Here is a 26,499-nt window from a genome sequence, read left to right as displayed (position 1 = left end):
CATTTGGCCCGTCCCAACTCGAAGACCATGGCGATCATCGGCAATGGGGCGCAAAGCGAGTTCCAGGCGCTTGCCTTCAAGGCAATCGTCGGCGTGACCGAACTTCGCCTCTTCGATATCGACCCGAGCGCGACCGAGCGCTGCGCCAGGAACCTTGCCGGCAAGGGCGTCACGATCAAGGCATGCAGTTCGTCTCAGGAGGCAGTCGAGGGCGCCGACATCATTACGACAGTCACCGCGGACAAGCAGTACGCGACGATCCTGTCCGACAACATGGTCGGTCCGGGTGTCCACATCAACGCAGTCGGCGGCGACTGCCCCGGCAAGACCGAACTCCACAAGGATATTCTGCTGCGCTCGGACATCTTCGTCGAGTATCCGCCGCAAACCCGCATCGAAGGCGAAATCCAGCAGTTAGATGCGGACTATCCGGTGAACGAACTCTGGCAAGTTATCGCTGGCAAGCGTGAAGGACGTCAGTCTGAGCGGGTCATTACGCTATTCGATAGCGTGGGTTTCGCTATCGAGGATTTCTCGGCGCTGCGGTATGTGCGCAGCAAGCTCGAAGAAACCGGGCTTTATGTCGATCTCGATCTGTTGGCCGACCCCGACGAGCCGCGTGATCTTTACGGCATGCTGCTGCGTTGCGAGGCGCACCTTCGCGCAGTGTAGCCTTCGTTTAATCGAATCCGGCGAGTACACCATTTTTTTGCGGTCGCCGTTGAGCGGCTGATGGTCGAGGGCTTTGACGAAGCCGCTTAAGGGGCAAGGCTCGGAAAGCAAAGTCGCGCTACTAGGCCTAATCGGCCCGAAACTGATGAGGTGGAACGGCCCTTCTCAAACGGCATCAAGTGCCTAACGTGGTCGTGTTGAAACGCCACAAAGAAGAAGGACCGCTCCATGAAGAAGATTACCACAGTCGGGCTCGATCTGGCCAAATCCGTTTTTCAGGTTCATGGCAAAGCCGAAGAAGGAGACGTGATCGTACGTCGCGCACTGCGTCGATCGCAGGTGCTGGACTTCTTTCACACACTGCAGCCTTGCCTCGTAGGGATGGAAGCCTGTGGCAGCGCGCATTATTGGGCTCGGTACGTGAAGGCCTACCTAAAGCGCAACAAAACTGACGCCGCAGACGCCGAAGCTATTTGCGAGGCAGTCACCCGGCCGACCATGCGCTACGTGCCGGCAAAAACGCGGGACGAGCAGGCTGCCGCAATGGTGCTCAAAACACGAGATTTGCTCATCCGCCAGCGCACTCAAGCAATCAATGCACTGAGAGCTCACCTTGCCGAACTGGGCATTGTCAGGGCGACCGGTCTTGTCGGAATCATCAGCCTTGCCGCCCATAGTGCGCGACGACAGTGACCTGAGATTGCCGGGTGCAGCACGAATGGCTTTGGAAGAGCTCGTCGAGCAAATCGAGACCGTGACGGCACGCATTGAAAGGCTCGATCGAATAATCCTTGAAGCGGTGAGAAAAGACGACAGCGCTCGACACCTGACGGCAATTCCCGGCGTGGGGCCGATCATTGCCGCGACCGTTCGAGCAGTTGTACCGGATCCCGCTGGCTTCCGAACCGGTCGAGATTTCGCCGCCTGGATTGGGTTGACTCCGCGCGCGCATTCCAGCGGAGGAAAAGAACGAATAGGTTCGATCTCAAAGCGCGGGAAACGGTCGTGTCCCACCGCGTGGTGTAGGTCGGCGATAGCGAAGCCGCTCGCGAGCGCGCCCTCAACAGCGCTGTAGCGAGCGAGCGGCGCAGCGGCGGTCATCGATGTTCTTCGGTAGGGTTGGGTTGCTGACACAACCTGATTCGAAGGAACCATCGATGACCAACGACATGATGAACCTGCGCACGCTCGTAGAGAAGACCCCCGATGCCGATATCCTGCGCGAGATGATCGGCTTTGCCGCCGAGCGGCTGATGGAGCTGGAGGTGGGCGCCGCCACCGGCGCGGCCCATGGCGAGAAGAACCCACTGCGGCTTGTCCAGCGCAACGGCTACCGCGACAGAGACTGGGAGACGCGGGCCGGCACCGTCGAGCTGCGCATCCCCAAGCTCAGGAAGGGCTCTTACTTCCCGAGCTTCCTTGAGCCGCGGCGCATGGCCGAGAGGCGCTGATCGCCGTCATCCAGGAGGCCTACGTCCAGGGTATCTCGACGCGCTCGGTCGACGACCTGGTCAAGGCGATGGGCATGAGCGGCGTCTCCAAGAGCCAGGTCAGCCGGCTGTGCGAGGAGATCGACGGCAAGGTGAAGGCCTTCCTCGACAGGCCCATCGAGGGCGACTGGCCCTATCTGTGGATCGATGCCACCTACCTGAAGGTGCGCCGCGGCGGACGCATCGTCTCGGTCGCCGTCATCATCGCCGTCGGTGTCAACGCAGACGGCCGGCGCGAAGTGCTGGGCATGGAGGTCGGCACGTCTGAGGCCGAGCCGATCTGGACGGAGTTTTTGCGCAAGCTGACCCGCCGCGGCCTGCGCGGCGTCAAGCTCGTCGTTTCCGATGCCCATGAAGGCATCAAGGCGGCCGTCACCAAGGTGCTGTGCGCGACATGGCAGCGCTGCCGGGTCCATTTCATGAGGAACGTGCTGGCGCATGCCGGCAAGAGCGGCCGCCGCGTCGCCTCGGCCTTCATCGCCACCGCCTTCGCCCAGGAGACGGCCGAGGCCGCCAGCACCCAATGGCGCGCCGTTGCCGACCAGATCCGGCCGAAGGTGCCCAAGCTCGCCACCATCATGGACGACGCCGAGCCCGACGTGCTTGCCTACATGACCTTCCCCAAGGAGCACCGTGCCAAGCTGCATAGCACCAACCCGATCGAGCGCCTCAACGGCGAGATCAAGCGCAGGACCGAGGTCGTCGGCATCTTCCCCAATGACGATGCCATAGTCCGTCTCGTCGGCGCCCTCCTGCTCGAACAGAATGATGAATGGGCCGTGCAGCGGGCGCGCTACATGACCCTTGAGACCATCAGCCAGATGAGCGATGATCCGCTCATCAGCCTGCCGGCAGTGGCGCGCTGATCAGTCCGGCCCTTGCCGGAGAGCACGGCGACCAATGCCGTTACCTACACCACGCCATGGGGCACGATCGCGGAAACCAGCAACTGCGAACGCTGCTTGTGGCTGGAACGACGTCGATCCTCAAGCTCGCTCGTCGTGGCCTCCAGCCATCACCATGGATAGCGGCCATGATGTTGCGCCGCCCGTTCAAGGTTATCGCTGTCGCACGGCAAACAAGATCGCGCGCATCATCTGGGCTCTTATCGTTCGAGGCGATAGCTATCGGGGAGCGAAGATGATCGTCCAGGCTTAGACTGAAGTTTGCGCTCGCGAGGGAAGCAACTGATTGATTTGACTCGCATATCTGAAAAAGGGGCTTTTCCGCTACTGGACACACGCCCCACTGGCATCAACGAACATTTTCAGCCGAATCGAATCAAAATTGGCTGAAGTGTAAAGGTCGAAACGCGCTGCGACATGGACACTTTTCAAAAGCGATTTTCGGCTCAACCGACTCAAAAGAATCAGCTTTCGGCGGTTAGGGCCGCAAACTTCGGCTTAGACAACGAGCTTCCGGCCGACCAGTCGGAGAGGCAGGCAAGGTGCCAATTGTGATGACCCAACGGGACGACATCCCGAAGCAAATCAGACCGCAAATCGCAAGCGCGTTACAGCGCGAGAAGCTGATTAGGCGATTTGCTCCGCGGATCTCATCGTGGCCATGGCTAAAAGGCCAGAAAACAGGCCGGACATATGACCGCACCGTCCTTACTGGGGAAATACATGAGGAAATATCTGCCAAGCGGGCCGTTTCACTTATGCGATTTTGGCCAACTTGCGGAACGATCAGAGAACTTCACGGCGTGTTCTCCTTGGCTTGGAGGAGCATGGCGACATTTTCGGCGGTAAATTTGAATCCTCTGCGGTCGGGAATTCGCTCGGCGGAGATCGGGTAGTGTGGCCGCTTTGGATCGATGCCGGTGATCCGGAATCGTTCGGTTGCGGTGCGGAACTCGCGTCCGAAGTCCGAAGGAGCCAATCCGTAGTGCTCTGCCAGAAACTCGACCCTGTCTTTTTGAGATTGAATGCCGTGCCGAAGCGGGAATGCTGACGCGGAACACGGCTCGAAGGAGAAGCCGGTATCCGTGCCGCGCCATCCGGCGCCCTCGAGACCAGGACGTGGTCCTCAGCGATCTTCTGGCAGACCTCGAGCATGCGGGTCTGGATCTCTTTGCGCATTTCGCAAAACCGGACAACAATTCCGGTAAGTCGCGGACAGTTTGATGTTTGATGACGTTGGTCCTCGGGTGCCTTGTTGCGTTCATGGGTGATTGATTTCGCTGTTTTGGCGCCGGTCAAGAGGGGCGCTACTTGTTGCTTGCGCATGCTGTCGCCCTCAAGGCTGATGCGGTGCGCGTTGTGAACGATCCTGTCGAGAATGGCGTCGGCGACCGTGGGGCCCACAAGCAGGTCATGCCCTGTGGCCACCGGGACTTGGGCGGTGATCAGGGTGGATTTTCGCCGATAGCGTTCCTCTATGATTTCGAACAGGTGGAAGCGCTGCTCGTCGGTGGGGCTGTGGGTCCCGAAGTCGTCGAGAATGAGCAATTGAACGCGGGTGAGCTTGTCGATGAGGCGGGGAAAGCGGCCATCGAGGCGGGCGAGCGCCAGGAATAGGCGCGGCACGCGCGCATAAAGCACGGAATGATCGAGCCTTGCCGCCTGGCGGCCGAAGGCGCAGGCTAACCATGACTTGCCGGTGCCGGTCTGTGGAGCTCGGCCGACTGTACTCGGTCACATGAAATCGCGCTCTGCGCGCTTCTCGTAGGTCTTGTGAAAGATCTGGCGGTCTTCCTCATAGGCAGTCACCGAAGCCGTGACCAGCCACTCGGATGCGGTGCATGAAAGTTGCGATTTGGTCTCTGTGCGTACGGACCAACCGGAACGCTGCAAGTAGCATGCCCAGGAGCATGACCCGCTCATCGAGAGCGGATCGCCTAGTTTGAGCGACCATAGCTCGTCGCGGATTACCCGTGTCGACAAATGGTTGGCAGGATGTTCGGAAAGACCCGTATCCTCGTAAATCCTGTAGCGGGTCGTGCCGCCTACAAGATCGCGCTCGACGGAGCGCCGCGTCTCGCCAGGCAGATGATCGATGTAGTCGGGCAGCGGATCGGGGTTTTCCGGTTCCGGGACAGTAATTTTCTTGTGCGCGCCGAGTAGTGGCAGGGTAAGCAAAAGGCTGGCTGTATCGATCGTTAAACCCGGGTCCTCCGGCGCGGGAAGGATCAGCGGCCAGTAGGCTGTCGATAGCGACAGACGGATGCGGTGGCAAGGCGCGAAACGATAGCCACAGGCGTCCAGCACCACGGTGACTGTCGTCCTTTCGCCCTTTTCCATTGCGCGCGGTTCGGCATTGCCCTCGCGATGGGCCAGGTTGAGCACGCCATAGGCGACGCGCGTTGCGGTTCCGTCCGGATGCACGTCGATGATGCGCGCTACAAGATTCGCCCACTCGCCCTCGCAGCGAACCTCAAGCTTCAGCTCGGGCTGTCCCAAATAGACCCGTTCCGCCTCGAGCGGCTTCGTCTCGAAAACCAGCGACCCAGCATCGTCGATGCGCTGGTCACCCGCCATCTCGGCATCGGGTTTCAGCGTGAACCACTCCCCCGCCGCCGTGCCGGTGTCGAGCGGAGAACGGATATAGACCTCACCAACACCTGTGCCGCCCTCTGCCGTCAGAGCGCCGCCGGCATCGACACCGAATGTTTCGCTCTCAGGCTTCGCCCATTCCTGCTTGGCAACCCAATAGCCGGGGTCCTGCTCGCGCCGCAACGCTGGGAGGGGACCGTCGAGGATATAGGCACGCATCTGCGGCAGGTCTTCGAGGCCATTCGGCTCGTCACGCAACCAGCGGTTCCACCAAGCGATGGCTTCGCCGTGGAAATCTGCGCGCGGCTTTGGCCAGGCGAAATGCGGATATTTGTGCACCCAGGGACCGATCAAAGCCTTGGCCTTGCCGCCAAGCCCCTCTACGGCCTTTACAGGGGTGTTGCGATAGCCGTCAGCCCAACCGGCGATGACCAGCGCCGGTATGGGAAAACCGTTGAAGTCTTCACAGATCGAGCCATGCTTCCAAAAGGCGTCGCGGCGCTGATGCCCAATCCATTCTTCCATCAAGAAAGGCTCGTTCTCCAGGCGTTCGAGCCACATTTCCCGCCAGCGCTCACCGACGATTCCGGGATCGGGCGAGCGCGACTGGAAGGCAAGCATAGTCGCCGCCCAGGAGAGCTGAGCGGAAAGGTGGCAGCCATTCTTGTAGTGGATGTCGTCATTATAGCGGTCGACCGTGGAGGCGATGGATATAACGGCCTTCAGTGCCGACGGCCTGAGTGCTGCGACCTGTAGGCAATTGAACCCGCCCCAAGAGATGCCCATCATCCCCACATTGCCGCTGGACCAGGGCTGCCCCGCAATCCATTCTATGATTTCGCACGCATCGGAAAGCTCGCGCGGGGTGTATTCGCCGTCGATCACTCCCTCGGACTCGCCGGAGCCGCGAATGTCGACGCGCACGCCGGCAATGTCGGCGGCGGCGAACACCGGATAGGTCGATTCATCACGTGGATCCGTGCCGCCGCGCTTGCGGTAGGGAAGGAATTCCAGAACGGCGGGCACCGGCCTTACCGCCGCCCCTTCCGGCATCCAGATACGCGCGGCCAACCGCGTGCCGTCCTTGAGCGTTATCCACTCGTTTTCGATCACGGTATGGGCGGACTGTAGCATCAGGAATCCTTTTGAATGGGATAGGCGGTTGGTTTTCCAGGTCCGGTTCTTTCGGCGCGCCGGTCCCCGACACCCGTTCCAGGGTATCCGCTCTCAATTCGGGAACAGATTTCAGACGCAGGTCTGTGTAGTTCCCTGACCTCCTTCTTTCATCGGCCCGTACTGTAGGGCGACTTCGATCACTGGTTGCCGAGCCGGTGCGGCCGGTTGACGGCGTTGTCACCGCGCTCCCGGCGAATGCCCCTCTTGCCCACCGAGAGGATATCCTTGCCGTTGAGGAGCACCTCATAAGCCATTGCGGTGAGCCCCAGGTGGATCTGCCTATTCACCCATCAGCCCAGCATCCCTGCCGTTCTGCTAATCGAAACACACGCATGACCGATGTGATGCGCTTTGGCGGTTCAAGTCCCGAGGGATAAACCCCCTTCGACCGGCTGGTCAGTTTTCCAAAGTTCCACCGGTGGCCTCAATTTGTTGTCGGGCAAACTACGCGAGCTTCTTCCAACACAATTCTGGTTCCATGCTTTTCCGAACGTCGAGATAGATCTTCGAGGATAGCATGAGCCAGGCTTTTTGAAGCGGGCACAGGGACAATACGCTCAGCATAGTCCTTGCTGCTGCCAAGCCGCTGTTCCCCGCCGACCACGATTGGAACGAGATCGATCGACTGCAAGTGGTTGTTGCCATCGAAGCTGCATGTTGCGACGACACTTTTCCATACATCCGGAGAAGTCCAATCGTCACCTCCAGACACATGAAACAGGAAATTCCCCAGCCCGAAGAAGATCGGCGCTCCACGATAGATTTCGATCGGCTGCAGCGCAGGTTCGCCGTGGCCGACGAACGCGTTCGCGCCTGCCTCCACGCAGGATCGCGCAAAAGACTGGACCCACCCGGGGACCTCGCGCCAACTCAGTTCCCCATGGTGGTGATGAAGATAGACGAGGACAAAAGCGCCGTCTGATGCGGCCTTGCGGATCGTGGCTAGCTGACCGTGCAGGCTTGCCTCGTTGACGACAATCCTGCGGTGGTTTCCCGTTGCCCTACGAAAAATGGTTCCGTAAAAGTCAATCTCGTCGGATGATGCGAGTGTGGGCGGGTCGTTCGGCTGGGCGTAGCAGCCGAGTTCCCAGACGTTGCTTTGAAAGGTTTCCTGAATGGCGACCAGGCTTTTGAAGTTTTTGTCGTCGACCTCAAACACCCGCGAGACGTCGAGCTTGTTTACGCCCGGTCGAGCCGGGCGGGTGTCTGTCGCATTATCGGCGTACATTATGGCCGGCCCGGGGCCCGCATCCATCGCAACGAGGGCAATTTTTCTTGTGCCGAATTCCTTCATTCCTATCTGGTGCGCGGCCGTGGCATCGACACCGATTCCTGCATGAAGAAAACCCCGTCCCTCCACTTCCTCAAGCGTTGACAACACCCCCGACGGGCCGAGATCGAAAGCATGATTGTTGGAAAGCGCCAGCACGTTGAAGCCTATATCCTTCAAAGAATCCAGCACGACAGCGGGCGCACAAAGAAAATGAGAGCCCTTCAGCGGTCCACCTCCGTGCCGGCCAAGAATGGTCGTCTCCAAGTTTGTGAAGGAAACGTCGGCTTTCTGGATCAATTTTTTGATTGCGGCGAAGCCCTCATCCGATATTTGTCGAACATCGTGCCGAATAAGAGACTGCCCGGTTATGTTGAGGGTGAACGATGAAGACATGATATGAGCTCCTCGAATAGCGAAGTTGACATTGACCGGTTGAGGGTCACCCCACGGTCGAACTGATGGTCATTTCTTGGTCTTGGGAGAGATCTTGCGAAGAGAGCCGTCCTCAGTGCTAGGGCGCGCTTTGCGAGTGCCGACAGCTGTCGCCAAAGCGTAAGCACGACCATGCCTCGCCCTCGCCGGCTTTGGACCAACTGAAGACCCCAGTCGCTCCTGCACCGGCGCCACGGTTTCGCGCTCCAGCGGGAAATGGCATCTGAAGCTGTGCCCGGTGTCATGCGGGCTTGCAGAAGGTTCGGGGAAGACGCGGGTGCAGATATCCTGCGCATATTGACAACGGGTGTGGAACTCGCAGCCGGATGGCCGCCTCATCAGGCTCGGCACCTCACCCTTGAGCTCGATCCTATTGAGCACCGCATCCGGGTCAGGCTCGGGATTCGCCGCAAGCAGCGCCTTGGTGTAGGGATGACGCGGGTGCTCAAAGATACGTTCGGTGGAGCCGACCTCAATAAAGCGACCGAGATACATGATCGCCATGCGATCGGTCATGTGGCGCACGACATTGAGATTATGCGTGATGATCAAGATCGCCATGCCGAGCTCGTCCTGAAGCCGCGCGAGAAGATTGAGCACCTCGCCCTGTACCGAGACGTCGAGGCCCGCGGTCGGCTCATCGGCAATGATCAAGTCTGGATTTAGTGCAAGAGCCCGGGCGATACCAACGCGCCTCGCCTGACCACCGGAAAGCTGATGGGGATAGCGGCGAGCAAAATCAGCCGGCAAGCCGACCATGCGCAGCAGGCGCTCCGCTTCGCCACCGACATCGCGATCCTTTAGTCCATGGATGCGAAAAGGCTCAGTCAGGAGCGATCGCACGGTCAGCCTCGGCGAGAGTGATCCGACGTGGTCTTGGAACACCATCGCCATGCGCCGCAAGTAGGGCTTGCGTTCGGTCCCGCTGAGTTCCTCAATTTCCTGTCCGTCGAAGCTGATGCTCCCGCTCACAGCCCGTTGCAGGCCGATGATCGTGCGCGCGATGGTGGATTTACCTGAGCCGCTTTCACCGACCAGGGCGAGAGTCTCGCCCTTGCGGATTTCAAAGGAGACACCGCATACCGCCTCGATGAACGGGGATTTTGTCCCCGTTGCGAGCGCCTTCAGCGGGCCCATCATGCGGAAGCAGACGCGCAGGTCCTCAACCCGAAGCAGCGCGCTCATGCCGAAACCAACCGCTTTTTGTCGAGGAGATGGCATCGGGCGACTTGGTCGAGGCCCATGCGGTACTCGATCGGGCTCTCCTGCACACATCGATTGAATGCCTGGGGGCACCGGGCGCGGAAGATACATCCCTTTTTGCTGCCCAGAAGACTGGGAATCTCGCCGGGTATGGTCGGCAAAGTCCGTGTCTTCTGTCTGATCCGCCCGGGATCGCACTCGAGCAAGGCCCGTGTATAGGGGTGAGCAGGATTGTGAAAGATGTCCCTAACAGTTCCCTCCTCCACCACTTCGCCCGCATACATGACGACGACCCGGTCGCATAACTCAGCCACCGCACCGAGGTGGTGGGAAACGAACAAGACCGAGCAGCCGATCTCCTTCTGCAGATCTTTGAGCAAATGAATGATTTGCACTTCCAGCGTTGCATCGAGCGCAGTCGTTGGCTCATCGGCTATTAGTAGAGCCGGTTTCACAAGCAGCGCCATTGCAATGCATACGCGCTGGCGCATGCCGCCAGAGAAATGATGCGGGTAAGCGCCGATCCGAGTTTGGGGATCTGGGATTCCGACCCGTTGAAGCATGTCGAGAGCACGAGCGAGCTTTTCGCTCCGGCTTCCTTGTTCGTGGTGCTGTATGTCAATCATCTGACTCTCGACCGTCCGCACCGGATTGAGTGCAGTCATCGGATCCTGAAAGATCATCGACAGGCGGTCACCCAGCAGGCGCCGACGCGCTAGAGCGGGCAGTTTGAGTAGGTCTTTACCTTCGAACAGGATGCTGCCGGTTGACACATCTGCATTTTCTGGAAGCAGGCCCATGACGGTATAGGCGAGCGTCGATTTTCCCGATCCACTCTCGCCGACAATGCCAATCACCTTTGCAGCCGGGACATCGAGCGAAACGTCACGCAGGGCATGGATGCGTCCACGCGGCGTACCGAAATCGAGATTTAGGTCACGAATCTCAAGTACCGGCCGTGCGGACGTATGCGATGTCAGATGGTCGCGTCTCATAGGTCTTTCCGCAATTTGGGATCGAATATGTCGCGTAGCGCCTCGCCCAGGAACGTGAAGCCAAGCGTTGCTAAGACGATTGGAATCCCGCCAGCGATAACAGGCCAAGGTGACTGATTGATGGAGGCATACCCATCGTTGAGTATTACTCCCCAATCGGGCGTTGGCGGTCGCACGCCCATGCCAAGAAAGCTGAGACCTGCCTCGACGGCGATGACAGCCGGGATGTCCATGCTGACGAGAATCAGAAGTGGTCCGATAACATTAGGTGCCACGTGAACGGCGACGATTCGGGTGGTGCTCGCGCCCATGCTGCGCTCCGCGGCAATGTACTCACTGTTGCGCAAGGCCCGTGTTTGGGTGCGAACTACACGCCCGTAGATCGGCACCGACCCTATTGCGATGACGAAAATGAGAGTGGCTAGACTGGGTCCGAGAAGTGCAATCATGGCCAGCGCGAAAATGATACTCGGAATGGATCGCTTCGTATCGAAGACAAGGAGGAGCAAATTGTCTAGCCAACGCGGCCCTATGCCTGCGATGAGGCCAAGCAAAAGACCGACCGCGAGCGCACTACCAAGGGAGGCGAAAGCGACAAGAAGCGGAATGCGGCCGCCCATGATGGTACGAGAAAACGTGTCCCGGCCCAGTTGGTCTGTACCCAAAAGAAAATCCAGTGAAGGTGCGGCCAGGCGCGGTCCGACCATGATCCGGATCGGGTCATGCGTGATGATGAGGGGAGCAAAGAGCGCACTTGCCACCACAAAAATTACGAGCGCTACTCCGAGCACGCCCAAACGGTTGTTGCGCAATTGCTGTACGACGCTACGCAAGACGCCAAGGCCCTCTCCCTCATTGGCTTCAGAGTGGCTCGCTTCAACGCTCGGCATGCTAGAGGTTCTCGCGGGTTCGAGGATCGAGCGCTGCAGCGACCAGGTCGGAGAGCGTCGTCGCGACGACGACAAGGAAGCTAGTGACGAGCACGGTGCCCATTACTATCGGATAGTTGCGTGTATTGACCGCGTCCACAATGAGGGCGCCGATGCCAGGTCTCGCGAATACCACCTCGATAAAGACCGCGGACGAAAGTAGCGACGCTATTCCAACGCCGAGTATGGTCACGGTCGGCAGGATCGCGAGCGGCAGCGCATAGTGTGCAACGATGTGCCATTCCGAAATCCCAAACGAGCGAGCCATGCGAATGTGGTTTTCTCCTAGTATCTCTAGCATGGACGCACGCACCAGTCGGGAAATGTAACCGACCCAGCCAATTCCTATGGCAAAGGCAGGGAGGATGAGATGGATAGACCCCTCCCAGAAACCGTCACCGGCTCCGATCGCTGGCAACCAGCGTAAAATCACGGCAAAGATTAGCAGCGCATAAACGGCCATTACAAAGGAAGGGATTGCGATCGTGGCGATCGTCAAAACGCCGGCTACCTGATTGACGACAGAGTTTCGCCGCATAGCCGAGTAACAGCCGAGCGGTACGGCAACCGCGACCGCCCATGAGATCGAGACCAGGATCAGTTCGATCGTATAGGGCAATTGCTCGAACACGATATCGGCGACAGGTCTCTGGCTGAACACGTCGTAACCGAGATCGCCCTGGAGCAATCCGCCGAAGAAGATTGCAATCTGCACGACAAGAGGCTTATCGAGCCCCATCTGCTCATAGAGCTGGGCCTTCATCTCGGGCGTCGCGCGTGGGCCAAGCAGAATCGCGGCAGGATCGCCCGGCACGGCATGGATCATGAAAAACAGAAGCGTCACCGCGATCATAATAATTGCGACCGCGAGGACGATCCGTTTGAGGAAATAGAACCACATAAGGCCACGCCGCTCAAATCAAGCTGGCGAAAATTCGACAAACAGCGGGACACCATCCGGACGCGTCGCGGCCTGCGTTTGCGTTGTGCGATACATGACTGGATTGCCCCCGTGGGTCAGGAACCGGTAGGCGCCAGAATCCTCCATGAGGTCCTGCATTTCGTAGTAGAGCTTCGCGCGCGCCTCGTGGTCTTCGACCATGAGCCCCTTGGCATGGAGTTCATCGAAACGCTCGCTGCGGAAGCGCTCCCAGTTCCAGACACCGACCTGATCTTGCACGAACGAAGCAGTTGCATAATACGGGTCAGGCAAACTGGAATAACTATTTATGATGAGTTGCAGGTCCTTCCAGCGTTCGCCCTCGGACTCCTTGCCGACTGTGGAGAATGAGCCGCTATCCTGGGCATTTATCTCGACTTTGATGCCGATCTGCGACAATTGCGCCTGCACCGTTTGCGCTATGGTCGTATCAGTGCTCGCATTTGTGCAATCGAGGGTTAAGGTCAGATCGGTCACGCCGGCTTTTTCTAGCAGGTCCTTGGCCTTGGCGAGATCGCCTTCCGGCGACACGAGTGCCTTATCGCGATGCCCGACAACCTCCGGAGCAATGATGCCCGTCGCGACGACGGCCTGCCCCGAATAGGCAACCTCCAGGATTTGCGGCACATTGATGGCCCATTGGATCGCCTTGCGGACATTGATGTCCTTGAGCTCGGGGTGATCCATATTCATGCCGATCCAGGTGAAACTGAGCGAGGGATGCTCCTCGATCTTGGTGTCAGCGGGCGTACTGTTCTTGAACGTTGCGAGCGAATCCAGACTGATGCTGGTGAAATCAATGTCGCCGGCCTGGTAGCCGCGTTCCGCGGTCTTGAGATCGGCGATCGGCAGGATGCGGATTTCGTCAAACCCGGGCTTCGGGCCTGACCAGTCCGGGTTGCGCGTCAAGAGCAGATACTGCTTCGCCTTCCAGTCGGCGATCACATAGGGGCCGGAGAAGGCCGGCGGTTTCATGCCGAAATCACCGCCGTCCTTGGTTGCCTTCATCACCGCATCCTCCGAAACGATGTGGCCAACCCCATAAGGGAGCGCGAGGTTCCAGAGCGGCACGTAGGGCGCCTTGAGCACGATCACGCCAGTATAGTCATCTTCCAGCTCAACACGGTCGAGCGGACCCCAATCACCCTTGTCCGGCGATTTGTGCTTGATCACGCGCTCGAACGAGAACTTGACGTCCCTGGCGGTCAGCTCGCCGTGGCCGCCACTGAATTTGATGCCTTTTTTCAGCTGGAACCGGATATGAGTGGGATCGATCTGCTCGATCTTTTCCGCCGCCTCCAATTCCCACCCCCATTCTGAGCCAGGCTTGTAGTGCGTGAGTTTCGAATAGATGCAATTCATCACGTCGACATCGGGTCCACCCTGGTAGAAGCCCGGATCGAGCTTGGCGATGTCACGGCGGGCTCGCGCCTTGAGCACCTTGCCTTCGGCTGCCCAGATGACTTGCGACAACGGCATGCCGGCAGCGACGATACTCCCGCTGAGCGCGGCACCGGTCCTGAGAAAGCTCCGACGGCTCACACCGTTCGCGAAGTTATTCATGATCAATTCCTCCCCTTTGGTTGAGTTTTCCCGTTCGAGGCGGGGCCGCTTTTCGTGTTGGTTGATCCGACACACCGGTGTGAGGCCGCACGCAGCACATTTCGGCAGGCTGACAGAGCGAGTCGGCGGTTACGCTGCTGTACTTTACCGAATCTACAAACTGCAGATCTAAGCTTATCGTCGGACAATCTGCGCTGCGCCCGGAAAAGTACCGGAAATATTTCGCACGCTGATCGAGGCCCCTCCCCGGCCGTCGGCTCGCGTTACACCGATTTCATTGAGCGCCCTTTCAGGGATATCCCACTGCAGTCGTTCGACGAGGGTAATCGTCGCGATATAGTGTTCGATCTGCACGAGCATGTCAAGAGAACGGTTCTGTAAATCGCCATAAAAATAATGATTTAATCTATAAGTAATTTTTATGGCAAAAGTATATGCTTCGAAAGTAAGAAGTATAGCTGAGCGTCGTGAAACTTGTATCCACTACAAAGGCAGGACAACGCGGAATTGCCGAGTCGGCCGTAAGCCAGCGTCTCACGATGCTCCAGCACGACGCGGCCGCTGCCGGATACACCGTGGTTTCGGAAGACATTCTTGGTCGATACTTGTCAGCACGGGGAAGGCACCTAGGAAGGTGAAGGACCAATCGCGGCGGACCTAAAGCCACCCATCTCGGCAAACCAAAACGGCAGGTAATGCCGTCAGGAAGCGGTGCTGGTCTAAAGCCGAATGGCTGAGCTACTCGATCGTCACCTTCGGCAATCGCTCGGTGCCTTGCCGAAGATTTCGCGAAAGCACTTCGAGAAATGGGACGACGAAACGAAGCCGCACGCGACCGCGATCTCCAGAAACGGCATGTTCGTCTGCTCGATCAGGCGCTTGGCCCATTCTAGTCGCAGGCGCAAGTAGTACCGCATTGGTGAGCAGGAGACGTAGCGTTCGAAGAGGCGTTCGATTTGACGCCGTGAAAGTCCGACGCACTTTGCAATATCGTAAAGGGGAAGTGGGTCTTCGATATGCTGTTCCATCAGGCTGATGACTTCAGCGACCCTTTTGCTTATGCTGGTATATTGAGCGCCGGTCGCCCCTTGCCTATCGGAACCCAAGCGCCAATGGCCTGCGGTCGTATGTCTACAAACGGCCGATGCGCAGTGTTTGCCGAGGTGATCGGAAATCAGCTCCATCGCTAGGTCGAAGGACGCGAACTCACCCGCGCAGGTCAGGACATCTCCATCCCGGACAAACAAACGGTCGGTGACCCGGAGGCGACCAAAACTCTCGGAAAGCGCGGTCAGCTTCTCCCAATGGATCGTGCAGGCAGTGTCGTTCAGAATGCCAGTCTTCGCGAGCAGCCAAGTTGCCGTCCCGAGCGCACCGATCGGAATTCTGTGCCGCCTGCATAGGCGCAGGAGCTTCATAAGCGACGCCGATGCGTGGCTTTCGACCCTTTCACCGGCGCAGACCATTATCATGGCTGGCCTGTCGCTACCCTGCAGGTCCGTCGCCAAGCTGGCAAACGTCTTGCTAACGGATACAGAGATGCCGCTGGCGCATTCAACCGGCCTGCCGTCCGAACTCGACACCACCCATTTAAAGAATGTACGTTCCGAGACCGAGTTCGCGACGCGAAGCGGGTCAACGAACGATGATAGAGTTAATTGCGAAAATCCGGGAACGAGCAGGATGACAATGCGACAGAACACGGGGTTGTCGCAGGGAAGGATGGCCTGCCCTCTGCTGTCCCAGTCAACTGTACACGAGTGAGCAATCGGCGAAAAGGGAACGTTCATTCAGGGCCCATACGACACTATCGGATTACAGCATGTCCAGAACCCTTGGGTAGCCGGAATGGCCGCCATCAATCGCCACTGGGCCTCCCGAATCATCTTGACGATCGATGTGGGACTCAGCGATCCACATTCCCTCAACGCGACGCGGTTCGACCGACGCCGCCGGATGGACGCCAGCGGCAGCGATGATGTCCTCGCCCATGCCTCGTCAGACTTATCCCGCAAGGACAGGACAGCGCAAACGTCGCGGGTCTCGGTCATAGCCGAACGTCTGTCGAGACGCACGACCTTGAAGCCGAACCCATTGGCTGCGTTGTGCTGACGGCGCGCAGGACCACCCCGAAATCTTCAGTGCTCTCGTCGAGACAAACGGGATAGCGCATCCGGGCGCGCAGGAAGAGGACTTTCCTCCATCGTATCGTACGGCTGCTCGAATCCGAAGGGCTGTCAGAGCACTGCTGGCTTAGCAAGATCGCGTCGCGGACCGTCAGGCCGCGATTGGCGTCCATCGCGATTCTGTCCGTATTGCCGACCGCTTCCCAAACGGTTTCGACGTCACGCTCCATCTGCCCGCCCCCGATTTTCACTTGCTGGTGCGGATAACCTTCGTCGCGCTTGGCTTTCGCGATCCTGGTCGTCTCATCCGGCGCGCCTACGATTGTTAAAACTCCGCCCGGCAGCTGACCGACCGGAACGCGAAGATATCTGCTTATAGCTCCCATACCGGGATCTCGATTGCCGCCTTCGCATACCCATACACTGACAAGCGTTGGTCCATTTTGAGCACCCCTGCGCGCGGCTTGATTTCTTCGAGTTCCTGTCGCACTGCCCGCGCGCCCAGGGCGTGGTACGGCTGACAGACAGTTCCGACTGGACATGTCTCGCCCCAGCCGGAAATCCCCATTGTTCCGCGACAATTTCGACGATCGGCCTGTCAGGGTCTGAACCAGCCATAGCGGTGACCCTTCACCGGCTCTTCTCAAAATACGGGGAGCCCGTCTTTGGTTCGTCCGCCACCCGCGACAGCACAAGCGCCAGAAGGATCGTGCCAACAATGAATATCGCGACACCGTGCCTCCCCCACCTTGCTCAGTTGCGCATACGCACACCGTCAGGATCGTAGAGCGGCTGAGCGGTCACGACGGCGTCGTAGAACTCTCCCAGTAACTCCACGCGGAGTTTGGTGCCGTCGGCGGCGAGCGGGGTCGGCACATAACCCATCGCCAGGCTTCTCCCCACCGTGTGTCCGTAGCCGCCGGAGGTGACGTATCCCACACATTCCCGGCCGTCAAAGATCGGCTCGTCGGACACACAGTCCACATCCTTGGTGTCGACGACCAAGGTCACGAGGCGCTTACTCGGGCCACGCTCGCGTTCGGCGAGCGCCGCCTCGCGGCCGATGAACTCGGCGGGCTTGTCGAAGGCGACATAGGCGTCGAGACCGGATTCAGCTACTGTGAAGTCGGGGCGGAAGTCGAGGGTCCACACGCCCCAGTTCTTTTCAAGCCGCATCGACATCAGCGCCCGACCGCCATAGACCCTAAGGGTCGGATCCGCGCCGGCCTCGCTCAGCGCCTCATAGAGCGCGACCTGGAAGTGCGGCGCGACATAGATTTCGTAGCCGAGCTCGCCCGAAAATGAGACCCGCGCCACGATGGCCGGCACCCCGCCCACCACCATGTGGCGGATGTCGCGGAAGCGTAGCCCGCTCGACGAAACGTCCTCGCGCGTGACGCGCTGGAGCAGATCCCGGCTAAGCGGCCCGGCGATTGCCAGTCCGTGCAGCGCGTCCGACGTGTTATTGTAGATCACGCCAGTCTGCGGCAAATGCCTCTCGAACCAGCAGCGATGCATGTTCTGGGCCGCGCCCGAACCGAAGAGCCAAAAGGTTTCCGCGTCGAGCCGTGCTACGGTAAGGTCCCCGTAGAGCTTACCCTTCGCCGTCAGGATCGGGGTCAGCGTGAGCCGCCCGACCTTGGGCAGCCGGTTGGCGAGCACGCGGTCGAGGAAGGCTTCCGCGCCCGGTCCCTTGACTTGGTGCTTGGCATAGTTGGCAATCTCGATCATGCCGACGGCTTCGCGTACGGCTCGCACCTCTGCGGCCACATACGGGAATGCGTTGGAGCGGCGGAAGGTCGGCGTCTCCTGCGCTTCGGCGGGAGAGGGTGCAAACCACAGCGCATGTTCGAGCCCGTGACTGACTCCCATCACTGCGCCTTTGGCCGCAAGCCGGTCATAGAGAGCCGTCGTCTTCTGCCGGCGGCCGGCGGGCAGCGTCTCGTTGGGATAAGTCAGGATGAAGCGGCGCGAATAGTTCTCTGCCGACTTGATGCGGCCCCAGTCGCGGGTGGCAAACTCGCCGAAGCGGGCTATGTCCATGCCCCAGACGTCGACGGACGGCTCGCCCTCGATCATCCATTCGGCCATGCAAAGGCCGACACCGCCGCCCTGGCAGAAGCCGGCCATCACGCCCACCGCCGTCCAGTAATTCTTGAGGCCCGGCACTGGGCCGATCAGCGGGTTCCCATCTGGGCCGAAGGTGAAGGGGCCGTTCACGACCTTCTTGATACCGGCCCGGCCGATCGCCGGCATGCGTTCGAATGCCGTCTCAAGCCGCTCCGTCACGCGCGAAAGATCATCCTGGAGCAGCTCATGGCCGAAATCGAGCGGCGTGCCGTCTACCGCCCAGGGCACGCAGTTCGTCTCATAGGTGCCAAGCAGCAGCCCCTGGTGCTCTTGGCGCGTATAGGCATTGCCTTCGTAATCGACGGTGACGGCCACTTCCCGGCCATGAGCCTCGATTTCTGGGATGGCCTCCGTGATTAGGTAGTGGTGCTCCATGGGCTGGACGGGCAGGTCGATGCCGGCGAGCCGCCCCACCTCGCGCGCCCACAGGCCCGCGGCGTTAACGACGATCTCGGCATGGAGCGTGCCTCTCGGCGTGACCACGTCCCAGCCGCCGTCCCGGCGCGGCCTGGTCTCGATCACGGGGCACTGGCGAAATACCTTGGCGCCGTAGTGTCGCGCCCCCTTGGCATAGGCGTGGGTAACGCCGGACGGGTCGACATGGCCATCGACGGGCTCGAACAGCGCGCCCAAGTATTTCGTCGGGTCGATGAGTGGGTTCAGCTCGCGGGCGTGTTCGAGCGAGATGAAGTCTGTCTCCAGGCCCATATAGCGCGCCTTGGCGCGCTCCTGGCGGAGGTAATCAAGCCGCTCGGGTGTGGACGCAAGATAGATGCCACCTGGTCGGTGGATGCCGCAGGACTGGCCGGTGAGGTCCTCCAGCTCTTTGTAAAGTTTGATCGTATAGCCCTGCAGCCGGGCGATGTTGGGATCCGAGTTGATCGTGTGAATCACTCCCGCCGCATGCCATGACGACCCGGAGGTGAGCTCGTTGCGTTCTAACAGCACCACGTCCGACCAGCCATGCTTGGCCAAATGATAGAGGATGGAGCAGCCGACCACCCCGCCGCCAATCACAACCACCTGCGCATGCGTTTCCATGGCTACCCCCCCTCAATACCACTGATCGCTGCACTCGGCCTTTCGCCGCGCAACAAACTCGGAAAGCGCTTCGTCGACGCCCGCCTCCAGCGCGGGCTGCTCGTACTCAGCGAGTATCTTCTTCCAGCGCGCGTGGGCACGTTGCGTGGCGTCAAGCTCGCCCGCGTCGCGCCACTGCTCGAAAGAGTTGTTGTCGGCCACCTCCGATTCCCAGTAGGCGGTTCGGTAGTTGGCGATTGTGTGGGCCGCGCCGAAGAAATGCTTACCCGGCCCCACTTCCCTGAACGCGTTGAGCGCAAGCTGATTCTCGTCGATGGCGAGCCCCCCCATCCAAGTGTGGAGTGCGGCACAGAAGTCGGCGTCGAGGATGAGCTTTTCATAACTCATCACCAGACCGCCTTCGAGCCAGCCGGCAGAATGCAAGATGAAGTTAGCTCCACACTGCACGGAGGCCAACATCGACATCGTGCTTTCCGTCATGGCCTGGCTGTCGGCGAGCTTGGCAGCGGTGAAGGCGCCCGAGCAGCGCAGGGGCAGGTTCAACCGCCGCGCGAGCTGGCCCACGACGAGCGAACCCAGCGCGGGCTCGGGCGTGCCGAAGGTCGGCGAACCCGACCGCAGCGCCGTCGAGGACAGGAAATTGCCAAAGATCGTTGGCGCGCCAGGCCGGACGAGCTGGGTCAGCGCGCAGCCGGCCATGGTTTCGGCGAGGCTCTGTGCGATAGCGCCCGGCGTGGTCACCGGACCCATGGCGCCGCCCAGGATAAAGGGCACGATCACGGTGCCCTGGCCCGCGCGCGCATACGTCTTAAGCGCGCCCGTCATGGTAGCATCATAGACCAGCGGCGAATTGGCGTTTATGTTTCCGAGAACGACGCAGTTCTCGTCCACGAAGTCGCGGCCGAATACAACCCGACACATTTCGATCGAGTCTCCCGCCCGCTCCTCGGACGTGACAGAGCCCATAAAAGGCTTGTCGGAAAAGCGCAGATGCGCCGCCACCATGTCAAGGTGCCGCTTGTTGACGGGGACATCGACGGGCTCGCAGACCGTACCGCCGGAATGGTGTAGCCAAGGGAGAGCGTAGGCAAGCTTCACGAAGTTCTGGAAGTCGGCGAGCGTGCCGTAACGCCGCCCGCCTTCGAGGTCGCGAACGAAGGGCGAACCATAGGCCGGCGCGAAGACTACATGCCGCCCGCCGATCTTGAGTGACCGTTCGGAATTGCGGGAATGCTGGGTGAACACAGCCGGCGCACTTTTCAGGATCGAGCGCAGCAGCCCTCTCGGAAAGCGCACGAGTTCGCCGGAGAGGTCAGCGCCAGCCTTTCGCCAGAGATCGAGCACCTCCGAATCATCGCGGAACTCGATGCCAATTTCCTCAAGAATTGTATCGGCGACGGCCTCGATGGTGGCGAGCCCATCCTCGCCCAAGAGCTCAAAAGCTGGAACGCGCCGCTCGATGCCGGCAATAAGGCGCTGCGCCTCGCTTATCGCCTCGGCGGCGCCTCTCCGACCCGTCCTTGAGCGAACTCTTGGCATAAGCTGTCTTGACATGAGTTGCTTCCTGCTCTCCAACTGCAGACACGAATAGAGCCATCCAAGACCGCGGTAAACCGCAAAAACCTCGATCGATGCCCAAGTGTAGCTTATGCGAGATTTACGCCGTCGCTTCCCGAACCCCAACGCTCTCCTGTCGTTCGAATCAGCGGGGAGGCTGGGAAGCTTCACTGACGCTGCGGAAGAGCTTGGCCTGACGCAGGCGGCCATCAGTTATAGCGTGAAGCTCTTGGAGAAGGATCTCGGCATAGCCCTTTTCCATCGCCGGCACAGACTGGTGGAGCTCACGGACAGTGGCCGGAAGTTCCATGCAGACGTGACGAGCGCGCTTCAGCAGATTGCACGATCAGCGGACTCGCTGCGCTACGCAGCGTCCGACCGGGTCACAGTCGATTCATCGACCGCATTTGCGAGCCACTGGATGATCCCACGAATCCCTGCCATCCGATCTCAATACCCGGACATCGACATTCGGCTTCTCACGTCGGATCGCGATGTAGAGATCGGGCGAGACCCAACGCTCATAGGCATCAGGCGAGGCAACGGGAATTGGTCCGACTACCAGGCGGTGATGGCGGTGGACGAAATCATAATACCTGTTTGCAGTCCGGCTTATCTCAGCCAACACCCCGACTGGCTCGAAGAAAGGTCGGAGCGCACGCTCATCCACCTGGAGGAGCCGTACCGACCGCGCCCCACATGGCAGGACTGGTTCAATCATTTTGACGTGGCCTATACGGATCGTGGCGAGGGGTTACGGCTCAACGACTATAGCCTCGTGGTGCAAGCAGCGATCGGCGGTCAGGGCGTGGCTCTCGGGTGGAGGCATATTGTTGAACACGCCGTGCAGCGGCGTTTGCTAGTCGAAGCATCCGATATGAAATGGCGGACAGGCATGGCCTTCTATGCCGTCACACATAAAGCGGTGGAGCCCTCACCTGATACAAAGCGAATTATGGACTGGATAGTCAATGAGCTCAATGAGCTGCAGCATTAAGGTCAAAATCCAGATGGTATGGGGCGAGCGGCGCGCGTGTGGGACGCCGTATAAACCGGCAAGGAGTAGATGGAGAAAGTCCATCCCCCAATCCTTGATGTCGATGAAGAAGATGCGGTGATCCGCGACGGTAATAACCTCGACTTCATGAGACTTTCCGAGGCCATAACCAGATCGCGATTCGTGAAGGCATACCAGTTGGTTAGGCGGAAGCTCCTTCTTTAGGCGCTCCAATCCTTTAACTTCGCGCTGGTGTACGCCGCGGCCGTCCTTCCTTCTCCCAGTCAGAGTACTGCAAGCTGTTCCGTCGTGTGGATTGCCAACCGACAAAGCCGCTTCGCCATGTTGCCGCCGACGCGTATCCCCCATGGCGACGGCGAACAATGGCGCCGGCAAATCTTCCGGCCGCCAGATGGCAAACTGAAGGACCGCTATCGCCAACTTGCCGCCTCGGCGGTGCACTGCGAAGGACCACTCGCGCAGGACTGACCGGGGGGAACTGTCAACTGGATCGCGAGTTTACCTTCCGATTCAGCCGGACAGGACAGCTCCATAAGAGCGCGGGTTGCCGTTCGCGAGCGCGCCCTCAACAGCGCCGTAGAGAGCGAGCGGCTGGATTGGAGCGCTCTTCGCGCCGCTTAGCTGAGATTGCCACTCCTCGTGCAATTTCCTCGAGCAGCACATTCTCTGATTAACAGGATCCGCATAGCGGATCCACCGCGCCCCTTCGGCTTTGCCTCGGGCGGGTGATCCCCCTCCGATTTGTCTCCTTGCCCCCCTCGCCCCCGCTGTTCCGCACGAGCTCGGGATCAGGAGCGGGGCTCCTGCCCCTTCGGGCAGGAACCGCTTCGCGGGAAACGGGAAATCAGGAGAAATCATCATGACCGAGACCATCACCATTCCATTGAACAAGCTGGACGCGGACCCGAAGAACGTTCGCAAGACCCACAGCGCCGAAGGCGTCGAGGCATTGGCCGCAAGCATTCGCACGGACGGCTATCGTCTGTTGCAAAACCTTGTTGTTCGGAAGGGCGAGAAGAAGGGCCGCTACTTCGTGACGGCGGGTGGTGGCCGCCGTACTGCGCTGGTTCTGCTGGCCGAGGCTGGCGAGATCGCGAAGGATTTTCCCGTCGAATGCAAGGAGTCTGGAGAGGACGCTACGGGAATCAGCCTTTCCGAAAACGTCTTGCGCGAGGAATCCGGTCGACCAATACGAGGCGTTCCGCGATCTGGCGGACGAAGGCAAGTCGGTCCCCGATATTGCCGCACGGTTCGGCACGACCGAAACGATTGTGCGCCGCGGCCTAGCCCCTGGTCGCGTGTCGCCGCGCCTCTTGGAGGCTTACTGCAACGAGGACATGACTTTTGACCAGCTTTCGGCCTTCACGATCAGCGACGAACACGAGGCGCAAGAACGGGTATGGAATGAACTGCCAAGGTGGAACCGCTACGCATCAACCATACGTTCCGCCCTTGCTGGCGAGGGCGTTCGGGCAAGCCACAAGCGGCTCAAATTCCTTGGCGGACTGGACGCCTACGAGGCGGCAGGCGGAACCGTCAGGCGCGATCTGTTCGATGACAAGGAAGGCGGTTTCGCGGTCGATGTCGTGAAGCTGGACGCCCTTGTCGCAGCCAAGCTTGAAAGCGCTGCCAAGGCGGTGAAGGCGGAAGGCTGGAAATGGGTCGAGATCAGGCCCGATGTGTCCTATGACACATTCCAGGCCTACGGGCGGCGCTATCCCGAACAGGTGCCGTTGTCTGAGGCCGAACAAGCCGAACTTGACCAGCTCACCGCACAATATGACGAGCTGGCGGAGTCGATCGAGGCCGAGGCCGTCGATGAAGGGGCCAACGCGAAGATCGAGGAAATCGACAAGCGGATCACGGGGCTGCAGGATAGCACAGAAATCTATGCGCCGGAGGCTTTTCGAGATCAGCGGCGCGATCGTCACGCTGACCAACCACGGCGATGTGCGGATCGAGCGTGGTGTTGTGCGGCCCGAGGATGACCGGGATGACGAGGCCGATGGCGACGACAAGGGCGGCAACGGCGTTGAAAAACCACAGAAGGCCGGACAGCCGAAGGTGACGCATTCAGCGGCGCTCGTCGAGGACCTGACCGCTCAAAAGACGGCGGCGCTGCGCGTCGAACTCGCGAACAATCACGAGATAGCCTTGGCAGCGGTAGTTCACGCGATGCTGTTGAGTGTGATCTATGATTACTGCCCAGACGTAGATAGCGCGCTGCAAATCAAGCTGACACATGAGCGTATCGAAAGCAGCATGAAGCGCAGGGATGATTGCCGAGCCATCGCGGAACTTGCTTCGCGAGACATGGGGCGATCATTTCCCTGGCAACCCTGCCGATCTGTGGGAATGGTGCTTGCACCAGAGCCGCGATGAACTGGCTTTTGCGGCGGCTCATTCCGTCAACGCTGTGCGGAAGCTTCATTGCTATGACCGGAAAGGCGCTTTCGAGCACGCAGACCGGCTTGGACAGGCTCTTGAGGTGAACATGACGAAATGGTTCGAGCCGACCGGCGACAGCTATTTCTCGCATATCAACCGCCAGAGCATCGAGGCCGTCACTCGTGAGGCGAAGGCCGATCAGGCCGCGCTTGCCGTCAAGGCAGCGGGCAAGAAGTTGGAAGCCGTCGGCATTGCAGAGCGGATGGTCGTTGATAGCGGTTGGCTTCCGGAGCCTGTGAGGATTTCCGTTCGTACCGCCGATACAGAGCGCGACGACGCCGGTTTCAATGAAGATGCACCGCGTCCCGTAGCGGCTGAATAATCGTCAGCCGCGTGCCGGTCGCGCCTCTCTCCCGCGCGGCCGGCGCCCTCTTTCCACCAACGCCAAGGCAATTTCCGATGACATCTGCCGAATCCGCACTCGCCTATTCGCCCGATACCCGTCTTGCCGCCCTTGCTTGCCGCAAGCTCATCGCGGCCTATGCCGAGAACCACGAACATGCCGATTGGGCCGACATTCAGGAGCTTGCCGTGGCGCTCGAAGCCTTTGGCCTTCCGGGAACGTTCATCGAGCGCGCCCAAGAGGCGCCGCTCGACGGCCGATGATGCGATCGGGGTCGGGTCGACCGGCCCGATCCGCATTGAGGGGAGGCCCGTTCCCCTCCCCTCAAACTCCCCTTCCCTCCGCAGCACCGGTTTGGATACCCAGGCCGGTACTTTGCTGTCGTTTATATATCCAAGAGGGTATAACGAAGTGAGCCCAACGGAGAGCTTTGAGCTATGAAGCACGCCAAAACACTCGGAAGTTGGTTTGATTGCTACCGGTTGTAGCGCAATTGTTGCGCCAATTTGGCTATTCAGGTTATGGTTCTGCAAATGACCCGGAATCAATGATTCCCGGGCCACCCAACTTAGCGCTTACGACGGAGAAAATAGACCGACCAGAAAAAAGAAAAACCGCCCCGAAACGAATCTCGGAAGCGGTTTGCGAATAAATAAATTTAGCCAAGACATTGTCGCAAACCTCCCTTCCTCTGTCAACCTGAAAAACACCGTTTCGGTGAACGGGATTGCTTTGCCTGGTCTCCACCAAAAAGGAGACGAGAATGGGAGAAGCTGTGCCACTGAAGCGGCCAATCGGCCGCAGAGTGACGCCACAACGCACCGGATACCGGCGACTGTCAGAGTCAGCCGAGCTGGGATCGGTGACACGCGGGCAGCTTGCCGTTCTCGCGCACAACCTGCCCTGCACGGGCTTGATTAACGCGAGCGAAAGCCATCTTCTGGTCACGTTGGTCAACACGGCGTCGCCTGAGGCCTTTGACAAAGGCGGGCGGCCAATCATCTTCAAGTCCAACCAGCAGCTCGCCTTCGAGATCAATCGCTCGGTCGGACGGGTCAGTCGCATGCTGTCGAACCTCTTCGACGCCGGGCTCGTCACAATGCAGGACAGCGGCAATTACAAGCGCTATCCGCACCGCAACGCCGACGGTCTGATTGTCGACGGTTGCGGCATCGACATGCGCATTCTGATTGTTCGTTACCGCGAGCTCGATGGGCTGGTACGGCAGGCGAAAGCCGAGAAAGCAGCCGCAAGCGCTGCGCTGCGCCGCTATCGTGGGGCGCTGCGCAATCTCCGGTACGCTTTGGCAACCGCCACCGGACTCTCAGAGCGCGCCCGATCACGGCTTGAGGCGCGACTTGAGCGGGTCGTCGCGGTTGTCGGTATTGCCGCAAAGGCGTCGAGCGCAGTTTTGCGTCGCGCTACGACGTTGTTCGAGTGGCTCATCGAACGAGCCCTGCAGCTCTGCCGCCGTTCGGAACCCGCGTTGGTGACAGAAAATTCGGCATGCGCGAATGCCGAAAACGACATGCACAGACAGACTACAAACCCTGATCCTATTGTGAACAGTAACGAGAATCGGCGTTCGGCTCACGCCGAACAACTCAGGTTGCTAGAGGCTGGCTCTGCCAGCCAATGGGCTTATGAAGCAAGCCTGGGGGGCGGC

Annotated in this window: 22 protein-coding genes and 3 pseudogenes; 11 read left to right on the top strand and 14 right to left on the bottom strand. The window is 59.7% G+C overall.

The window, feature by feature from the left end; genetic code table 11:
- The 3 genes and pseudogenes from E5W70_RS19015 to E5W70_RS19005 form a co-directional block, all read left to right on the top strand.
- Window positions 1–672 (top strand): ornithine cyclodeaminase (locus tag E5W70_RS19015; protein ID WP_292660804.1); only part of this gene is annotated, 672 nt, incomplete at its 5' end.
- Between the two features lie 228 nt (window positions 673–900).
- Window positions 901–1,669: pseudogene (locus tag E5W70_RS19010) on the top strand (IS110 family transposase); the annotation flags it as partial.
- 160 nt (window positions 1,670–1,829) lie between these two features.
- A pseudogene (locus E5W70_RS19005) lies at window positions 1,830–3,028 on the top strand (IS256 family transposase).
- Window positions 3,029–3,853: 825 nt separating this feature from the next.
- On the opposite strand, the pseudogene E5W70_RS19000 reads toward E5W70_RS19005, so the two are convergent.
- The 10 genes and pseudogenes from E5W70_RS19000 to E5W70_RS18955 form a co-directional block, all read right to left on the bottom strand.
- A pseudogene (locus E5W70_RS19000) lies at window positions 3,854–4,714 on the bottom strand (ATP-binding protein); the annotation flags it as partial.
- An 87-nt stretch (window positions 4,715–4,801) separates the two neighbouring features.
- Window positions 4,802–6,793 (bottom strand): CocE/NonD family hydrolase, encoded by a 1,992-nt coding sequence (locus E5W70_RS18995; protein ID WP_292660801.1) that lies wholly within the window; start codon window positions 6,791–6,793, stop codon window positions 4,802–4,804.
- A 179-nt stretch (window positions 6,794–6,972) separates the two neighbouring features.
- The gene (locus E5W70_RS18990; RefSeq protein WP_292660798.1) at window positions 6,973–7,122 is read right to left on the bottom strand and encodes a hypothetical protein; all 150 of its coding nucleotides are present in this window, start codon (window positions 7,120–7,122) and stop codon (window positions 6,973–6,975) included.
- Between the two features lie 137 nt (window positions 7,123–7,259).
- Window positions 7,260–8,501, bottom strand: a complete 1,242-nt coding sequence (locus tag E5W70_RS18985; RefSeq protein ID WP_292660795.1) for a CapA family protein — start codon at window positions 8,499–8,501, stop codon at window positions 7,260–7,262.
- 69 nt (window positions 8,502–8,570) lie between these two features.
- Complete coding sequence (locus E5W70_RS18980; RefSeq protein WP_292660792.1) at window positions 8,571–9,725, bottom strand: ABC transporter ATP-binding protein; 1,155 nt, start codon at window positions 9,723–9,725, stop codon at window positions 8,571–8,573.
- Window positions 9,722–10,738: an ABC transporter ATP-binding protein gene (locus E5W70_RS18975; protein ID WP_292660789.1), complete on the bottom strand. Its 1,017-nt coding sequence runs from the start codon at window positions 10,736–10,738 to the stop codon at window positions 9,722–9,724. Before E5W70_RS18975 ends, E5W70_RS18980 begins: the two co-directional genes overlap by 4 nt.
- Window positions 10,735–11,628, bottom strand: coding sequence for an ABC transporter permease (locus tag E5W70_RS18970; protein WP_292660786.1), 894 nt, complete (start codon window positions 11,626–11,628; stop codon window positions 10,735–10,737). Before E5W70_RS18970 ends, E5W70_RS18975 begins: the two co-directional genes overlap by 4 nt.
- 1 nt (window position 11,629) lies before the next feature.
- Entirely contained in the window at window positions 11,630–12,568 is a 939-nt protein-coding gene (locus tag E5W70_RS18965; RefSeq protein WP_292660784.1) for an ABC transporter permease, read from the bottom strand.
- A gap of 18 nt (window positions 12,569–12,586) precedes the next feature.
- A complete protein-coding gene (locus E5W70_RS18960) occupies window positions 12,587–13,909 on the bottom strand; it encodes an ABC transporter substrate-binding protein (RefSeq protein ID WP_292660781.1) in 1,323 nt (440 codons plus the stop codon).
- 1,010 nt (window positions 13,910–14,919) lie between these two features.
- Entirely contained in the window at window positions 14,920–15,960 is a 1,041-nt protein-coding gene (locus tag E5W70_RS18955) for a GlxA family transcriptional regulator (RefSeq protein WP_292660779.1), read from the bottom strand.
- 58 nt (window positions 15,961–16,018) lie between these two features.
- Between E5W70_RS18955 and E5W70_RS18950 the strand changes: the two genes are divergently transcribed.
- Window positions 16,019–16,282, top strand: a complete 264-nt coding sequence (locus tag E5W70_RS18950; protein ID WP_292660776.1) for a hypothetical protein — start codon at window positions 16,019–16,021, stop codon at window positions 16,280–16,282.
- Here E5W70_RS18950 and E5W70_RS33145 read toward each other — a convergent pair.
- From E5W70_RS33145 to E5W70_RS18940, 3 genes are all read right to left on the bottom strand, one after another.
- Complete coding sequence (locus E5W70_RS33145; RefSeq protein ID WP_366509719.1) at window positions 16,218–16,682, bottom strand: enolase C-terminal domain-like protein; 465 nt, start codon at window positions 16,680–16,682, stop codon at window positions 16,218–16,220. The genes E5W70_RS18950 and E5W70_RS33145 overlap by 65 nt on opposite strands.
- A gap of 367 nt (window positions 16,683–17,049) precedes the next feature.
- Window positions 17,050–19,467, bottom strand: coding sequence for an FAD-dependent oxidoreductase (locus E5W70_RS18945; RefSeq protein WP_292660772.1), 2,418 nt, complete (start codon window positions 19,465–19,467; stop codon window positions 17,050–17,052).
- A gap of 12 nt (window positions 19,468–19,479) precedes the next feature.
- Window positions 19,480–21,021 carry a trimethylamine methyltransferase family protein gene (locus tag E5W70_RS18940; RefSeq protein ID WP_292660769.1) on the bottom strand — a complete coding sequence of 514 codons (1,542 nt, stop codon included), beginning with the start codon at window positions 21,019–21,021 and terminating at the stop codon, window positions 19,480–19,482.
- A 94-nt stretch (window positions 21,022–21,115) separates the two neighbouring features.
- Between E5W70_RS18940 and E5W70_RS18935 the strand changes: the two genes are divergently transcribed.
- On the top strand, window positions 21,116–22,021 hold the full coding sequence (locus E5W70_RS18935; RefSeq protein WP_292660767.1) for a LysR substrate-binding domain-containing protein: 906 nt from the start codon (window positions 21,116–21,118) through the stop codon (window positions 22,019–22,021).
- Here the strand turns inward: E5W70_RS18935 and E5W70_RS18930 are convergent.
- A complete protein-coding gene (locus E5W70_RS18930) occupies window positions 21,959–22,462 on the bottom strand; it encodes a hypothetical protein (RefSeq protein ID WP_292660765.1) in 504 nt (167 codons plus the stop codon). The genes E5W70_RS18935 and E5W70_RS18930 overlap by 63 nt on opposite strands.
- Window positions 22,463–22,901: 439 nt before the next feature.
- Between E5W70_RS18930 and E5W70_RS18925 the strand changes: the two genes are divergently transcribed.
- The 6 genes from E5W70_RS18925 to E5W70_RS18900 form a co-directional block, all read left to right on the top strand.
- Window positions 22,902–23,390: a ParB/Srx family N-terminal domain-containing protein gene (locus tag E5W70_RS18925; RefSeq protein ID WP_292660761.1), complete on the top strand. Its 489-nt coding sequence runs from the start codon at window positions 22,902–22,904 to the stop codon at window positions 23,388–23,390.
- On the top strand, window positions 23,341–24,030 hold the full coding sequence (locus E5W70_RS18920; RefSeq protein WP_292660758.1) for a hypothetical protein: 690 nt from the start codon (window positions 23,341–23,343) through the stop codon (window positions 24,028–24,030). The genes E5W70_RS18925 and E5W70_RS18920 overlap by 50 nt, the downstream gene beginning before the upstream one ends.
- Window positions 23,933–24,424 (top strand): hypothetical protein, encoded by a 492-nt coding sequence (locus tag E5W70_RS18915; protein WP_292660755.1) that lies wholly within the window; start codon window positions 23,933–23,935, stop codon window positions 24,422–24,424. Before E5W70_RS18920 ends, E5W70_RS18915 begins: the two co-directional genes overlap by 98 nt.
- Window positions 24,405–24,812 carry a hypothetical protein gene (locus tag E5W70_RS18910; RefSeq protein WP_292660753.1) on the top strand — a complete coding sequence of 136 codons (408 nt, stop codon included), beginning with the start codon at window positions 24,405–24,407 and terminating at the stop codon, window positions 24,810–24,812. Before E5W70_RS18915 ends, E5W70_RS18910 begins: the two co-directional genes overlap by 20 nt.
- 77 nt (window positions 24,813–24,889) lie before the next feature.
- Window positions 24,890–25,096: a hypothetical protein gene (locus E5W70_RS18905; protein ID WP_292660751.1), complete on the top strand. Its 207-nt coding sequence runs from the start codon at window positions 24,890–24,892 to the stop codon at window positions 25,094–25,096.
- Between the two features lie 500 nt (window positions 25,097–25,596).
- Window positions 25,597–26,499, top strand: a 903-nt coding sequence (locus E5W70_RS18900; RefSeq protein ID WP_292660748.1) for a helix-turn-helix domain-containing protein, incomplete at its 3' end; no start/stop codon positions are given.

The organism is Mesorhizobium sp. (assembly GCF_005063415.1).
GTDB lineage: Bacteria > Pseudomonadota > Alphaproteobacteria > Rhizobiales > Rhizobiaceae > Mesorhizobium.
Note: the sequence above shows the minus strand (reverse complement) of the source record. Positions and strands in the feature narration are given on the sequence as shown.